Origin of the sequence: Paraburkholderia tropica, from assembly GCF_900109265.1 — a bacterium.
GTDB classification, from domain to species: domain Bacteria; phylum Pseudomonadota; class Gammaproteobacteria; order Burkholderiales; family Burkholderiaceae; genus Paraburkholderia; species Paraburkholderia tropica.
Map to the genome: position 1 here is coordinate 74,922 of NZ_FNZM01000015.1, position 14,478 is coordinate 89,399.

Below are 14,478 nucleotides of genomic sequence, written 5' to 3' on the forward strand. Positions count from 1 at the left end.
GCCATGCCGAAGTTTCAGGATCAGGACGTCATTGAAATCGGGCGCGGCGGTTCGCTGCTGCGCGTCGCGCCGCGAGCGGGCGGACGGCTGTTGTCGTGGCATCGACATGGCGAGTCGATCATCCATTGGCCCGATAGCGCCGACTGGAGCCAGCCCGCGCTGGTGCGCGGCGGCAATCCGCTGCTGTTTCCGTTCATCGCGCGGCATCGCGTGGATGGCGTGATCGGGCGCTGGCGCGACGCGCAGGGCGTGGTGCGCGAGGTGCCTTTGCACGGCTTCGCGCGCGATCTGCCGTTCGAGGCGCAAGTCGATGCCGCCGGCGACGCCGTGCGCATGACGCTTACCGACAGCGACGCGACGCGCGCGGGCTATCCGTTCAGCTTTCGCTTCGAGGCCGCGTATCGGCTTATCGACGAAAACACGCTCGAAGTCGAGCTGACGACCACGAACACGGCGCGTAAAGGCGCTGTGCCGTTGCCTTCGCCGTTGCCCTATTACGCGGGCCATCATTTCTACTTCGCGCTGCCGCACGCGCAGCGCGGCGCGGCCAGTTTGACGCTGCCGCGCAACGTCTACCGCCATCAGCTCGCCGATGGCACGACGACCGCGCCCACGCCTGGCGCGACGCGCTATCGCTTCGACGATCCGCAAATCGTCGACCGCTTTCATTGCCTCGACGGTGAGCCCGGGCGCACGGTGCGCATCGAGATGCCGACATTGAAGCGCGCGATCGACATCGACCTGCGCCGTCCGGGCTCGACGCCGTGGTACGCCGTGACTTCATGGACGCTGGCGGCCGATTCGGATTTCTACTGCATCGAGCCCTGGCTCGGCTTGCCCGACGCGATCCACAGCGGCCTCGGGCTGCGCTGGCTCGCACCGGGACAGCGCGAAACCGCGACCTTGCGGATAGTTGTCAGCGATTTGGCGTGAGCGCGAGAAATCGCCGCAGCGCGCGCCATACGGGGCGTAGAAAGCCGAAGATTCGCCGAAGCGCCGCGTCAATGACTTACAATCCACGACATACCTGACAACCTACGCGTAGCACTGACCATGGCTGAGCAGAAAGCGCCGAATATGCCGGCGCGGATTTACAGCGACATCCTGAACCGGATCATCGAAGGCGAGTACAAGGAAGGGGAGCGCCTGCCGACCGAGCACATGCTCGCGGAGCGCTTCGCGACCTCGCGTCCGACCGTGCGCGAAGCGCTCGCGCAGCTGCGCGCGGACGGCATCATCGCCACGCGTCACGGTTCGGGCACCACGGTCATGCGCCGTCCCGATCCGGACGTGCGCCGCTTCGCGCCGCTCGAAACGTTGTCGGACATCCGTCGCTGCTACGAATATCGCGTGGTGGTGGAGTCGGGTGCGGCCTCGCTTGCCGCGCAGAAGGCCGACGACGCCGACATCGCCGCGATCCGCCACGAGTGGGACAACCTGCAAACGATCATCGAGACCTCGGGCATCGGCGCGAAGGACGACTTCGCCTTCCACATGGCCGTGGCCCGCGCGTCGAAGAACCAGTTTTTCATCACCGCGCTCTCGGGCATCCAGGAGCAGATGGTGTTCAGCATGAACCTGTCGCGCAATCTGTCGCTCGTGAAGTCGATCGAGCGTCAGCGCATCGTGCAGCAGGAGCACCTCGAAGTGCTCGAAGCCATTCAGGCGCGCAACGCCGAGCGCGCCGCGCAGGCCATGCGCGATCACCTCGAACAGGCCGTCAGCCGGATGTTCGGCTCCTGAGCCCGCGCCCCGCGCGCGAATCTATCTCGCGCGGCAAAGAAAAAGCGGGTTTCGTTTGCACGAAACCCGCTTTTTTTACCCCTGTCGCCCTCGCCGATATCCGGCCTGACGGCCGGCGAGGGCGCCTGAATCGCCAGACGCTTACGCTGCCTGCTTGGCGGCGCGCGTGGCCTGAGCGGCGGCCTTCGAGGCGGCCTTGGTCACGGCGTCGAAATTCGTTTCCGCCATTTCAGCGGCTTGCTTCGCGGCCTTGTTCACCGAGTCGTAAGCGCCTTGCGCAGCCGTGATGGCCGACTTGAAGGCGGCGACGGCGGTTTCCGAACCGGCCGGGGCGTTCTTCGCAGCGTTGTCGACGAAGGTCTGCACGGCGTGTTGCTGCTGCTCGATCTGGCTTTGCGCGGCCTGGGTGAATTCCGACTGCGCGGCCGAGACGATGGCGTACACGTTGCGGCCATAAGCCAGCGCCTTTTCGGCGGCCGGCTGGGCGAAGCCTGCCTGCAGCGCGAAGAAGCCTTGCGGGTCCTTCGACGACAGCGAGCGCTGCGCGTGTTCCTGGCCTTCGGCGATTGCCGCGCGGGCCGTTTCGATGTTCAGTTCAGCGAGCTTGACCGCGCCTTCGAACGCCTTGGTCGTGAGACCGAAAAGCGCTTCGAGACCCGCTTTCTGGGTGGCGGCGAATTGTTCGGGAGTGGGCAGAGACATGTCGTCGTTCCTGATGGTGGGGACCGCTACGCGTCGGTTCCGTTTGCGAATAAAAGAGGTCTTTCAATCGAATCGATCACCGGTTCGCGCATTGATGCGATGCAGCAATCGAGGTTCATAATATCTCAAAAGAAGCCTGTGTCAAGCACTTTATTGTGCGTCGCAACATTTCAGTAAACGCTTGATTCGCTTTGGGAATTTTTGACAGGGTGCAAGCGTGGTGGAAGGCGAAAATTGCCGATGCGCAGCGCATGATTCCGATACGAAAACCGCGTCGTCGGCACGATATTCCGATCGGAAACACGTGGCCGCCGCAGCAATGGCGAACCGGCGTCAAGGTGCGGCACGCGTTAAGCGCAGCGCTTTGCGCATGCGTGCACAATGTTCCCTCTCTCGCGCGGCAGCCCGCGCGCAGACCCGTCCCCCAATCCAGCCGCGACGCTCCCATTGACGAGGAGCGCGGATGCAATCCGCGCAGCGCGGCCTGGCGATTTCACAGGAGATGTGACATGGCTGAATCGAGCGGCAAGCCTCTTGGCAAATCCACGACGAGCGCGGGCGCACCGGCCGTCAGCGACCGTAACTCGCTGACGGTGGGACCGGACGGTCCGATCCTGCTGCACGACGTGCATTTCCTCGAGCAGATGGCGCACTTCAATCGCGAGAAGGTGCCCGAGCGTCAACCGCATGCGAAAGGCTCCGGTGCGTTCGGCGAGTTCAAGACCACCGAGGACGTTTCGCAATATACGAAGGCGGCGCTGTTCCAGAAGGGCGCGGCCACCGAAATGCTCGCGCGCTTTTCGACCGTCGCGGGCGAAATGGGCAGCCCCGACACCTGGCGCGACGTGCGCGGTTTCTCGCTGAAGTTCTACACGACCGAAGGCAATTACGATCTGGTCGGCAACAACACGCCGGTGTTTTTCGTGCGCGATCCGATGAAGTTCCCGCACTTCATCCGCAGCCAGAAGCGTCTGCCCGATTCGGGTCTGCGCGACAGCGAAATGCAGTGGGACTTCTGGACCAACAATCCGGAATCGGCGCATCAGGTCACGTATCTGATGGGCGAGCGCGGCTTGCCCAAGACGTGGCGCAACATGAATGGCTACGGTTCGCACACGTATATGTGGGTGAACGCGAAGGGCGAGAAGTTCTGGGTCAAGTATCACTTCCACACCCAGCAAGGCATGGCCAATTTCACGAATGCCGAAGCCGAGGCGACGGCGGGCCGCGACGCCGACTTCCATCGCCGCGATCTGTTCGAGGCCATCAAGCGCGGTGAATTCCCGTCGTGGACGCTGTTCGTGCAGGTCATGCCGTACGCGGAGGCGAAGCACTATCGCTTCAATCCGTTCGATCTGACCAAGACCTGGTCGCACAAGGACTATCCGCTGATCAAGGTCGGCACGATGACGCTGAACCGCAATCCGGAGAACTTCTTCGCGCAGATCGAGCAGGCCGCGTTCTCGCCGGGCAACACCGTGCCGGGCATCGGCCTGTCGCCGGACAAGATGCTGCTGGGCCGCGCGTTCGCCTATAACGATGCGCATCGCGCGCGCATCGGCACGAACTTCAACCAGTTGCCGGTGAACCGTCCGAAGGTGCCGGTGCAGACCTATCAGTTCGACGGTCACATGGCTTACGAGCACACCGGCAACGCGCCGGTCTACGTGCCGAACAGCTTCGGCCGTCCGTGGGCGGACGAAACCGGTCCCGCCGAAGACGGCTGGGAAACCGACGGCGACATGGTGCGCAGCGCCTACACGCTGCACGCGGAAGACGACGACTTCGGCCAGCCCGGCGATCTCGTGCGCAAGGTGTTCAACGACAAGCAGCGCGAACTGCTGGTCGAGCAGGTGGTGGCGAGCCTGAACGGCGTGGGCAGCCCGGTGCGCGAGAACGTCTTCACGTACTGGAAGAATATCGACGCCGACGTGGGCCGTCGCATCGAGGAAAAGGCCGGCGCCGCGCAGAAGGTGGCCGAGCCCGCGAAGTAAGCCCGCGCGTCTTCGAACACGCTTCATCTGCTTTATCCCGAACCGGATCGGTCCCTGCGGGCCGCTCCGGTTTTTTCATTTTCATTACCGTTGCATGACGGCTGCCGGACGCCAAACTGACACGCGCGCCATCGGGCGGCTTCTGCAGTGTCAGGGACGACGGGCCATAATGGGCGCATTGCCGGGCGGCGGCATCGCGCGCAATCGTATGAGTGCTCGCTATGAACGCTCGTTTGAACGCCTGAGAACCCGGCCGCCTGCCGCGCGTGGCGGGAATAATTTCGACGCGCGGCGCGTTAACCCAACTGACCCGTTACGGCACGTTCACGTGAAAACTTCTCTCTCCGCCGATTCCCGTCTCGACAGTGCAGGCGCTTCGTCCAAATACACGCGCGTCGCGGTGCTGCTGCACTGGTCGATCGCGTTGCTGATCCTCGGCAACGTCGCGCTCGGCCTGAGCGCCGCGCTGCTGCCCGACGGCACGCTCTCCGACAACGCGATCCGCTTCGTGATCGACACGCACAAGTCCATCGGCATCACGGTGCTCGGTCTCGCGATCCTGCGCGTGCTGTGGCGCCTCACGCATCGTCCGCCGCCGCTGCCCGCCGAATTTCCCACCTGGGAAAAAGTCGCGGCCCATGCCGCGCACATCGCGCTGTACGTGCTGATCTTCGCGATGCCGCTCTCGGGCTGGCTGCACGATTCCGCGTGGGTGGCCGCCGCCTCGCATCCCATGTATCTGTTCGGCCTGTTCGAGTGGCCGCGCATCGGCTTCATCATGAATCTCGATCCGGCGACCAAGAACCAGTTGCACGAGCAGTTCGGCGCCTTGCATACGGCGTGCAGCTATGCGCTTTACGGCGTGCTCGCGCTGCATATCGCGGGCGCGCTCAAGCATCAATGGATCGATCGTCATTCGGTGCTGCGCCGGATGATGCCGTGAAGGCCGCCACGCAACGACGGATCGCGCTGATGACATGCCTCGACGCAACGAACACAAAAGGAATGCCTTGAACGACTCGCTCGACCAGGCGCTTGCGCGCACTTCGCCGCGCCTGACGCCGCCGCCCACACCGCTGATCAGCGTCGTGATTCACTTGAGCGTCATGGTGCTCTGGTGCGTGCTGTTCGCGCGCGCGTTCTTCCTGCAGGGCGTGGTGGCGTGGTCGACCGGCATCGCCTATGTGATTTACGACACCGTGCTGCTGCTGTTCGTGGCGTGGCAGGCGCGCGTGCTGTTGCGTCCCGCGCCGGCCAGCGACGAATCGGCGGCGCCGCCGCACGCGCTGCCCACGCTCGGCGTGATTGTCGCCGCGCACAACGAGGCCGCCGTGTTGCCGATCACGCTCGACGCGCTGTTCGCGCAGACGCGCGCGCCGCAGCAGATCGTGATCGCCGACGACGGTTCGAGCGACGGCACGGCCGCGCTGCTCGCGCAACGCTACGGGCTCGCCGATCCGGGCGAAGGGCGCCTGAGCGCGCCGTCCGCGCGCTATCCGACGCTGCGCTGGCTGAAGCTCGCGCACGGCGGCAAGGCGCGCGCGCTCAACGCGGCGCTCAGCGCGATGGACACCGAGACCGTGATGACCGTCGACGCCGATACGCTGCTCGAACCCGACGCCTGCGCCGCCATGGCCACGGCATTCGGCCGCGAGCCGCAACTGGTCGCGGCGGCGGGGCTGCTCACGCCGGTCTGCGGCAACTCGGCGAGCGGGCGCTTCTTCCAGTGGTTCCAGACCTACGAGTACATCCGCAATTTCATTTCGCGCTTTGCGTGGATGCGTGCCGACAGCCTGCTGCTCGTTTCGGGCGCTTTCGCGGCGTTCCGGCGCGAGGCGGTGATGACGGTGGGCGGCTTCGATCCGCATTGTCTCGTCGAGGACTACGAACTGATCCATCGCCTGCGCCGCCATTCGGCGCGCGAAGGTCTGGGCTGGGACGTGCGCGTGATCGGCACGGCGCGCGCCACCACCGACGCGCCCGGTACGCTCGCGAGCTTCCTGCGCCAGCGTCGCCGCTGGTTCGCGGGCTTTCTGCAAACGCAGTACTGGTATCGCGACATGACCGGCAATCGCCGTTACGGCAAGCTCGGTCTCATGATGCTGCCGGTCAAGGCGTTCGACACGGTGCAGCCCATCTACGGGCTCACGGCGTTCGCGTTGCTGCTCGGTTTTCTTTTCGACGGGCGCTTCACGATCGTGCTGCCCGTGCTCGCGGTGATCGTCGGCAAGATTGCGATCGATCTCGCGTTCCATCTGTTCTCGGTGCACCTGTACCGGCGCTGGAGCGGCGACCGCACGCATTCCAGCTTCGGCATGGCGTTGCTGGCGGCGATTTTCGAGCCGTTCTCGTTTCAGCTCATGCGTCACACGGGTGCCACACTCGGCTGGTTCCATTTCCTGCTTGGGCGGCGTAAATGGGGCGTGCAGCAGCGTACCGGGCTCAGCGCCCACGGGCAGCGCGAAAGCGCGGCCTCTTCTCGCTGAGCGCTGAGTACTGAGCGGGTTTCCGGCCTCGATCTTCCGATGGCCGGCTCCGGCGTCATCAAGACGTTTTTCGTCTTGATGACGCTGCGCTTTCCTCTGATCTAATGTCGCCTGCCCGGTCCGCACCGCCTCTGCACCACGATGAGGCGCGCGGACGGTTGGCGTCGCCAGCCGCTCGCGCATTGCGCGGCGGCTTTCGTTTACGCGCGCCGATTTGCACCATGAAGGCGCGCGAAACGGGGCGCGCGGATGGCATGTCCCTTGCTTTTCCAGAGTACGCAGCGCGCCACGCATGACGCCACGACGATCATGCGTGCGAGACGCGCCGCTGCATCCACGCGCGAGAACGAGCCGATGCAAGTCCATGACGAAATGCGCGATGAGGGCGCCGTGCGCCCGCACTACGAGCGGTTCCAGCACTGGCTGGAGCGGCAGACTGGCGAAACGATGGCGCGCAAACGCGCCGAGGCGGACCTGCTGTTCAGGCGTGTGGGGATCACGTTCGCGGTCAACGGCGACCTGTCCGGAACCGAACGTCTGATTCCGTTCGACCTGATTCCCCGCATCATTCCCGCCGACGAATGGGCGCTGCTCGAACGCGGTTTGCGTCAGCGCGTGCAGGCGCTCAATCTGTTTCTGCACGACGTCTATCACGATCGCGACATCGTGCGCGCCGGGCGCATTCCGGCCGAGCAGGTCTACACCAACGCGCAGTATCGGCCCGAGATGCAGGGCATCGATCTGCCGCTCGGCGTCTACGCGCATATCGCGGGCATCGACATCGTGCGCGACGGCCGCGACGGCGCGTTCTACGTGCTCGAAGACAATCTGCGCGTGCCGTCTGGCGTCTCGTACATGCTCGAAAACCGCAAGATGATGATGCGGCTTTTCCCGGAACTCTTCGTGCAGCACAAGGTGGCGCCGGTCGCGCATTATCCCGATCTGCTGCTCGAAACGCTGCGCGCCTGCGCGCCCGCGGGCGTGGACGATCCCACCGTCGTGCTGCTCACGCCGGGCATGTACAACTCGGCGTATTTCGAGCACACGTTTCTCGCGCAGCAGATGGGCGTCGAACTGGTCGAAGGCAGCGATCTGTTCGTCGAAGACAACTACGTGTTCATGCGCACGACGCAAGGCCCGCGCCGCGTCGACGTGATCTATCGCCGCGTGGACGACGACTTTCTCGATCCGCTCGCATTTCGCGCCGATTCGGCGCTCGGCGTGGCGGGGCTGCTCACGGCATATCGCGCGGGCCGCGTGGTGCTCGCGAACGCGATGGGCACCGGCGTGGCCGACGACAAGTCGATCTATCCGTATGTGCCGGACATGATCGAGTTCTATCTCGGCGAAAAGCCGATTCTCAACAATGTGCCGACGTGGCAATGCCGCCGCCCCGAAGATCTCGCCTACACGCTCGACCGGCTGCCCGAACTGGTGGTGAAGGAAGTGCACGGCGCGGGCGGTTACGGCATGCTCGTCGGCCCCGCTTCGACGCGCGCGGAAATCGAGGCGTTTCGCGCGCGGCTGATCGCGCGGCCCGGCAATTACATCGCGCAGCCCACGCTGTCGCTGTCGGCGTGCCCGACTTTCGTGGAAGCGGGCATCGCGCCGCGCCACATCGACCTGCGTCCGTTCGTGCTGTCCGGCAAGACCGTGCAGATGGCGGCGGGCGGCCTCACGCGCGTGGCGCTCAAGGAAGGCTCGCTGGTCGTGAATTCGTCGCAAGGCGGCGGCACGAAGGATACGTGGGTGCTGGAATAAATCCGCGAATGAACCGCGAATAACCCGCGAATAAAGCTCGAATCAACCCGCTCGACAGAATCGCTGCAACTGGAACCGAAGAGGAACGACCATGCTGAGCCGTACCGCCGATCATCTGTTCTGGATGGCCCGTTATATGGAGCGGGCCGAGAACACCGCGCGCATGCTGGACATCAATCTCAAGGCGCTGCTGCTGCCGGGCAATGCCGACGACGAGGCGCGCACGCATCGCGCGATGCTGCGCATTTCCGAGCTCGACGCGGCCTTCGACGCGCGTCACGAGAAGGTCACGCGCGCGAACGTGCTCGAATTTCTGGTCGCGGACCCGACCAATCCGTCGAGTATCTATTCGTGTCTGCAGGCCGCGCGTGAAAACGCGCGCGCCGTGCGCGGCACGCTCACGACGGAGTGGTGGGAAACAGTCAACGACACCTGGCTGCAGTTTCACGAGCTGCTGCGAACCGACGAATTGAGCACGCATCCGGAAACGCTGTTCGAATGGGTGAAATTCCGCTCGCATTTGTCGCGCGGCGTGCGTGTGGGGACAGCGTTGCAGGACGACGCACTGTTCTTCACGCAGCTCGGCACCTTTCTCGAACGCGCCGACAACACCGCGCGCATTCTCGACGTGCGTTTCGTGGAAGTCGATAACGCCGATTCGCGTTCCGCCGCGCGTCAGCTCGAAGACTTCTATTACTGGACGTCGATTCTGAGTTCGGTGTCGGCGCTCGAAATCTATCGCAAGGTCTATCGCGACGTGGTCACGCCGGCGCGCGTGGTCGAACTGTTGATCCTCAATCAGCAGATGCCGCGTTCGCTGCTCGCGTCGATGGACGGCGTGTGCGCGAATCTCGCGATGCTGCGCACGGACACGTCGAAAGAGGTCGAGCGCACGGCGGGCAAGCTGCGCGCCGAACTGCTCTATGCGGATCTGCGGCAGATTTTTTCGGTGGGCGTGCATACGTTTCTCACGCAGTTCCTCGCGCGCGTCTACGAACTCGGCAACCAGGTGGCGCGTACCTATCTGATGCTGCCGGTGGGTTAGACGGGCGCGCGCGGATCGATATCTTTTTCGCCTTGATGTGGTTCTTGTTGCCGTTTTGTTGAAGGACTTTCGCCATGCAACTCGCGATTCGCCACGACACCGTTTATCGCTACGATGCGCCCGTGCATTATTCGATCCAGCAGTTGCGCCTCGCGCCGCTCACCACGTCGAGCCAGATCGTCACGCAATGGCATGTCGATGCTCCGGGCAAGCTCGACGCGAGCCGTGACGCCTACGGCAACACGCTGATGACGCTGGTGCTCTCGAAGCCGCACAACGAGATCCGGCTACGCGTGCGCGGCGAAGTGGAGACGGTGCCGCTCGCCGACGGTCGGTTGCCCGAAGGCGAGGGCCCGATTCCCGCCGAGCATTTCACGTCGCCCACGCGCCTGACCGAAGCCGACGACGCGCTCGCCGCGTTCGCGCACAGTCTCGCGCCGCTCGATAGCGCGGCCGCGCTGCTCGAGGCGGCGGCGCGCGTGACCGAGCGCGTGTGCTACGAAGCGGGCGTGACAGACGTCACGCATACGGCCGCGGATGCGCTCGCGATCGGGCGCGGCGTGTGTCAGGACCACGCGCACGTGATGTTGGCGCTGTGCCGCGCGCGCGGCGTGCCGGCGCGCTACGTGAGCGGCTATGTCGATCCCGGCGACGTGCCGGAGATGGCGAGCCACGCGTGGGTCGACGTCTGGCTCGACGGCGGCTGGGTCACGGTGGACGTCACGCATGCGTGTTTCGCGAGCGAGAAGTACTGCCGCATTGCCGTGGGCCGCGACTACGAAGCGGCGGCGCCGGTGCGCGGACGCCGCATCGGCGGACTGAACGAGACGATGGACGTGAACGTGCGCGTCAGCGCGCAGAGTGCACTGAGTGCGCAGCAATAGTTTTCTCGATATCGGAAAGGAAACTCAAGGAGACGACGCGTGTTTCGCATCGGCAACATCCGGTGCGTAGAGCGACGCGTCGAGGGAACAGCATGACCTACTGTGTAGCCATGGCCGTCGACGACGGCCTCGTTTTTCTCGCGGATACGCGTACCAACGCGGGCGTCGATCACATCAGCACGTCGCGCAAGATGGCCGTGTTCGAGGAGCCGGGCGAACGCGTGCTGGTGCTGCTCGTGGCCGGCAATCTGGCGATCACGCAGGCGACGCTGCAGGTGCTCACCGAGCATCAGGACCCGGCGCGGCCCACGCTCTGGAACGTGCCGGGCATGGTCGAGGCAGCGCGGCTCGTCGGCGAGGCGGTGCGCGAGGTGCATCGGCGCGACGCCGAGGCGCTCAAGGCCTTCAACGTCGATTTCAATTGCAGCTTCATCCTCGGCGGGCAGTTGCGCGGTCAGCCGATGCGGCTGTTCCAGATCTACGCGGCGGGCAATTTCATCGAGACGTCGAGCGTCAATCCGTATTTCCAGATCGGCGAATCGAAGTACGGCAAGCCGATCATCGATCGCGTGCTGACGCCGCGCACGCCGCTCGACGAGGCTGCGAAATGCGCGCTCATTTCGATGGATTCCACCTTGCGCTCGAATCTCTCGGTGGGTTTGCCGCTCGATTTGCTCGTCTACGAGCGCGATGCGTTGCGCGTGACTCGCTATGCATCGCTCGATGAATCGAACGCCTATTTCGACATGCTGCATTCGACGTGGGGCGAGCGGCTGCGTCAGGTGTTCAGCGAGATTCCCGATCCGCTCTGGACCGATAGCGGCAGCGCGCCGCGTCACGAGCGCGTCGATTTGCCGATCGTCGCGCGGCCCGCGCACGACGGCGGCGGCACCGAGCCGCGTCTTGCGCAGACGCTCGCGCAAGGGCCGCAGCCCGGGCTGCCGCCGCGTAACACCTGACGCCTGATCCTTCGGCAGCCTCGGGCAGCCTCGGGCACGTCAGGCGCATCGGGGCACGTCGGGGCATGTCGGGGCATGTAAGGCCGCCGAACCGTCATGCGTGCGTCGCTTGCGCCGACGCACGCGGTATCCTCCCGTGAGACGTGTAGCCCGCGCGCGGCGCGCAGCCCGTGCGACTTTCGACCGGACACAGGAGACAGGTTCATGAAGCACGACGACCCGAAGCCCGAGGACCCGCACGAAGCAGGCGGCCCGCCGAGCGATCAGGGCAACGCACACGGCCCGAGCGGCCCCGACGATCCCACGCGTCGCCGCGTGCTGGGCGGCCTCGCGGCGGTGGGCGTGGGCCTCGCGATCGGCGGCTGCGAGACGACCGGGCCGGGCGCGACCGGCACGATGGGCTCGACGGGCGCGACGGGCGGACCCGGTGCGCCGCGCAGCGCGGCCGACGCGCGCGTGGATGCGGCGTTGCGCGACCAGGTGCGCCACATCGTCGTGATCTACGCCGAGAACCGCAGCTTCGTGAACCTGTACGGCGATTTTCCGGGCGTGCAGACGCCGCTTGCCGGTGTCGGCGCAGCGCGCTATACGCAGCTCGACCGCGACGGCAAAACCGCGCTCGCGCAGTTGCCGAAGATCTGGGGCGGGCTCGTTCCGCAGGCGCAGGAAGTCGGCGGCCGGCGCTACATGATCGACGAGCAGGCCATCACGGGGCTGTCGAACGGGCCGTTCCGCATCGCCGACGCGCAGGGCCGGCCGCTGCCGAACGGCGTCATCACGCGCGACCTCGTGCATCGCTTCTATCAGAACCAGATGCAGATCAACGGCGGCCGCAACGACCAGTTCGCCGCGTGGGGCGACTCGGGCGGGCTCGTGATGGGCTATTACGAGAATTCGGCGGACTCGCTGCGGCTGTGGAAACTCGCCCAGCAATACACGCTTTGCGACAACTTCTTCATGGCCGCGTTCGGCGGTTCGTGGCTCAACCACATCTTCCTGATCTCTGCGCAGGCGCCGTTCTATCCCAACATCCAGGCGAGCCCGGCGAAGCATCTGGTTTCCGTGCTCGATGGCGACGATCCGCTCGGCACGCGTCTGAAAACGGCGGCGGCGAGTCCGGCGTCGGCGCTCGGCGGCCCGCCGAAGTTCGTGAACGACGGCCTGTTCACGCCCGACGGCTACGCGGTCAATACGATGGCGCCGCCGTATCAGCCGAGTAGTGTGCGTCCGGCCGAGGACGGCAATGCGGCGTGGGCCGATGCCGCCGATCCGCGCGTGTTGCCGCCGCAAACCTACGCGACGATCGGCGACCGGCTGTCGGCGAAGGGTGTCGACTGGGCGTGGTACAGCGGCGCCTGGCAGTACGCGCTCGACCATCGCGATACCGGCGCGGTGCCGGATTTTCAGTATCACCATCAGCCCTTCAACTACTTCGCGAGCTTTGCGCCGGGGACGGCGGAGCGCGCGCGGCACCTGCGCGACGCGGGCGTGGGCGACGATCCGGCCACCAACCGCCTGCTCGCCGACATCGACGCGGGCCGTCTGCCGACGGTGACCTTCTACAAGCCGCAGGGCAATCTGAACATGCACGCGGGCTATGCGGATGTGGAGTCGGGCGACCGGCACGTGGCCGCCGTCATCGAGCATCTGCAGCGCAGCCCGCAATGGGCCAACACGGTGATCGTCATGACGCACGACGAGAACGGCGGCTGGTGGGATCCGGTCGCGCCGCCCACGGGCGACCGCTGGGGACCGGGCTCGCGCATTCCGGCGCTCGTGATCGCGCCGTTCGCGAAGCAGGGTTACGTCGATCACACGTTCTACGACACGGCGTCGATCCTGCGCTTCATCAGCCGCGTGCATGGCCTCGCGCCGCTCGACGGCGTGGCGTCGCGCGACCGGGCGTTTGCCGGGCGCGGACGGACGCCGCCTGGCGATCTGACGGCGGCGCTCGATCTGGCCTGAGGTGAGCGAAGAGAGGTAATCGAACGCGAAGCGGGGAGGCGAGCGCCTCGCCCGCGCGAGCGGTGCTCATCGCAGACGCAGTTGCCGCTTTCGTGACTGGAGCGACTAACTGTCCGTCCGATCAATGAGTTGGCGTAATCTCCAGGAGGTTATCCCCAAAGTTTTCAACAAAAACTGTGGACAACTTTTTTGCGCAAAAAACGTGCATTTCTGCTGCTCCCGACGCGCTTCTCTTTTTCCGTCAACGACTTAGGTGAAATGTCCCAAGGTTGCCCACAAGGCTGTGAACAAAATCTGTGGACAAGCCAGTCGGGGACGCAGCGCCTGACGCCCGATCTGCTCCGATTGGAAACGTCGTGAACAAACCGATATGCATCAGGCACTTGGCGCACTCGTCCCAGGGTTACGCACAGGGCTGCCAACAAAATCTGTGGAGAACTTTGTCGCGTGATGCGTGAGCGTGCGAAGGCGGGCTTCGCGTGAGGGGCGAGGGAAGCGGCGACGGGATTGGCGCGATCAGGCGTCAGCGGCCTGCCAGACCAGCGCGACTGTCTGGAGGACGATGAGCGCGCGGGAAGTGGGCGTCCAGAGCGATGTTTTCACGTTGGGCGCGCAACGCCAGGCGCAGACCATCCACAGAAACAGTCCGGCCGCATAAAGCATGACGACGACCAGCAACGCGAGCGTCGATGCCTCGGCTTGCACGCACGCGCGCAGGATGAAGCCGGCAACGAGGCCGTAGGGGAGACCGAGCAGCCACCAAACCTTCCAGCACCGTTCCTGACCGCGCCATGCGTTGATAAACATCTTTGCCTCCTGTGCGAGTGGTCTTTGATCGTAAACCGATCTCAAAACTATGGATTACCTGGTAGTGCGTAGTGTGTCGCTCGTGAATGTGTGGCGACGCTGCACCAGTCGATCGCGGTTCCGGTTGGGAAA

12 protein-coding genes are annotated in these 14,478 nt (G+C 65.0%); 10 read left to right on the plus strand and 2 right to left on the minus strand.

Annotation, left to right across the window (positions count from 1 at the left end):
* The first annotated feature begins 3 nt into the window (after nt 1-3).
* Both BMY06_RS24790 and BMY06_RS24795 read left to right on the plus strand, forming a co-directional pair.
* Nucleotides 4-933, plus strand: a complete 930-nt coding sequence (locus BMY06_RS24790; protein WP_074985877.1) for an aldose epimerase family protein — start codon at nt 4-6, stop codon at nt 931-933.
* 120 nt (nt 934-1,053) lie between these two features.
* Nucleotides 1,054-1,743 carry a FadR/GntR family transcriptional regulator gene (locus BMY06_RS24795; RefSeq protein ID WP_065064965.1) on the plus strand — a complete coding sequence of 230 codons (690 nt, stop codon included), beginning with the start codon at nt 1,054-1,056 and terminating at the stop codon, nt 1,741-1,743.
* Between the two features lie 141 nt (nt 1,744-1,884).
* Here BMY06_RS24795 and phaP read toward each other — a convergent pair whose 3' ends face one another.
* Nucleotides 1,885-2,445, minus strand: a complete 561-nt coding sequence (gene phaP / locus BMY06_RS24800) for a TIGR01841 family phasin (protein ID WP_065064966.1) — start codon at nt 2,443-2,445, stop codon at nt 1,885-1,887.
* Nucleotides 2,446-2,954: 509 nt separating this feature from the next.
* On the opposite strand from phaP, the gene BMY06_RS24805 reads away from it, so the two are divergent.
* The 8 genes from BMY06_RS24805 to BMY06_RS24840 all read left to right on the plus strand — a co-directional run bounded on the left by BMY06_RS24805 (nt 2,955) and on the right by BMY06_RS24840 (nt 13,539).
* Nucleotides 2,955-4,439 (plus strand): catalase, encoded by a 1,485-nt coding sequence (locus tag BMY06_RS24805; protein ID WP_065064967.1) that lies wholly within the window; start codon nt 2,955-2,957, stop codon nt 4,437-4,439.
* Nucleotides 4,440-4,767: 328 nt separating this feature from the next.
* Complete coding sequence (locus BMY06_RS24810) at nt 4,768-5,382, plus strand: cytochrome b (RefSeq protein WP_065064968.1); 615 nt, start codon at nt 4,768-4,770, stop codon at nt 5,380-5,382.
* Between the two features lie 67 nt (nt 5,383-5,449).
* Nucleotides 5,450-6,925: a glycosyltransferase family 2 protein gene (locus tag BMY06_RS24815; RefSeq protein WP_110328584.1), complete on the plus strand. Its 1,476-nt coding sequence runs from the start codon at nt 5,450-5,452 to the stop codon at nt 6,923-6,925.
* Nucleotides 6,926-7,279: 354 nt separating this feature from the next.
* Nucleotides 7,280-8,686, plus strand: a complete 1,407-nt coding sequence (locus BMY06_RS24820; RefSeq protein ID WP_065064984.1) for a circularly permuted type 2 ATP-grasp protein — start codon at nt 7,280-7,282, stop codon at nt 8,684-8,686.
* Between the two features lie 91 nt (nt 8,687-8,777).
* On the plus strand, nt 8,778-9,731 hold the full coding sequence (locus tag BMY06_RS24825; protein WP_065064970.1) for an alpha-E domain-containing protein: 954 nt from the start codon (nt 8,778-8,780) through the stop codon (nt 9,729-9,731).
* A 74-nt stretch (nt 9,732-9,805) separates the two neighbouring features.
* Nucleotides 9,806-10,615 carry a transglutaminase family protein gene (locus BMY06_RS24830; RefSeq protein WP_074985879.1) on the plus strand — a complete coding sequence of 270 codons (810 nt, stop codon included), beginning with the start codon at nt 9,806-9,808 and terminating at the stop codon, nt 10,613-10,615.
* A gap of 92 nt (nt 10,616-10,707) precedes the next feature.
* Nucleotides 10,708-11,574: a proteasome-type protease gene (locus BMY06_RS24835; RefSeq protein WP_074985881.1), complete on the plus strand. Its 867-nt coding sequence runs from the start codon at nt 10,708-10,710 to the stop codon at nt 11,572-11,574.
* Nucleotides 11,575-11,778: 204 nt separating this feature from the next.
* Nucleotides 11,779-13,539: an acid phosphatase gene (locus BMY06_RS24840; protein WP_080180285.1), complete on the plus strand. Its 1,761-nt coding sequence runs from the start codon at nt 11,779-11,781 to the stop codon at nt 13,537-13,539.
* Between the two features lie 516 nt (nt 13,540-14,055).
* Here the strand turns inward: BMY06_RS24840 and BMY06_RS24845 are convergent.
* Nucleotides 14,056-14,346 carry a hypothetical protein gene (locus tag BMY06_RS24845; protein ID WP_074985883.1) on the minus strand — a complete coding sequence of 97 codons (291 nt, stop codon included), beginning with the start codon at nt 14,344-14,346 and terminating at the stop codon, nt 14,056-14,058.
* Nucleotides 14,347-14,478 lie beyond the last annotated feature (132 nt).

What these genes read in the sequence shown, in the direction of transcription:
- BMY06_RS24840 (WP_080180285.1), top strand. Translation starts at nt 11,779, where the DNA reads ATGAAGCACGACGACCCGAAGCCCGAGGACCCGCACGAAGCAGGCGGC.
- BMY06_RS24845 (WP_074985883.1), bottom strand. Translation starts at nt 14,346, where the DNA reads ATGTTTATCAACGCATGGCGCGGTCAGGAACGGTGCTGGAAGGTTTGG.
- BMY06_RS24805 (WP_065064967.1), top strand. Translation starts at nt 2,955, where the DNA reads ATGGCTGAATCGAGCGGCAAGCCTCTTGGCAAATCCACGACGAGCGCG.
- BMY06_RS24825 (WP_065064970.1), top strand. Translation starts at nt 8,778, where the DNA reads ATGCTGAGCCGTACCGCCGATCATCTGTTCTGGATGGCCCGTTATATG.
- BMY06_RS24835 (WP_074985881.1), top strand. Translation starts at nt 10,708, where the DNA reads ATGACCTACTGTGTAGCCATGGCCGTCGACGACGGCCTCGTTTTTCTC.
- BMY06_RS24830 (WP_074985879.1), top strand. Translation starts at nt 9,806, where the DNA reads ATGCAACTCGCGATTCGCCACGACACCGTTTATCGCTACGATGCGCCC.
- BMY06_RS24820 (WP_065064984.1), top strand. Translation starts at nt 7,280, where the DNA reads ATGCAAGTCCATGACGAAATGCGCGATGAGGGCGCCGTGCGCCCGCAC.
- BMY06_RS24790 (WP_074985877.1), top strand. Translation starts at nt 4, where the DNA reads ATGCCGAAGTTTCAGGATCAGGACGTCATTGAAATCGGGCGCGGCGGT.
- phaP (WP_065064966.1), bottom strand. Translation starts at nt 2,445, where the DNA reads ATGTCTCTGCCCACTCCCGAACAATTCGCCGCCACCCAGAAAGCGGGT.
- BMY06_RS24795 (WP_065064965.1), top strand. Translation starts at nt 1,054, where the DNA reads ATGGCTGAGCAGAAAGCGCCGAATATGCCGGCGCGGATTTACAGCGAC.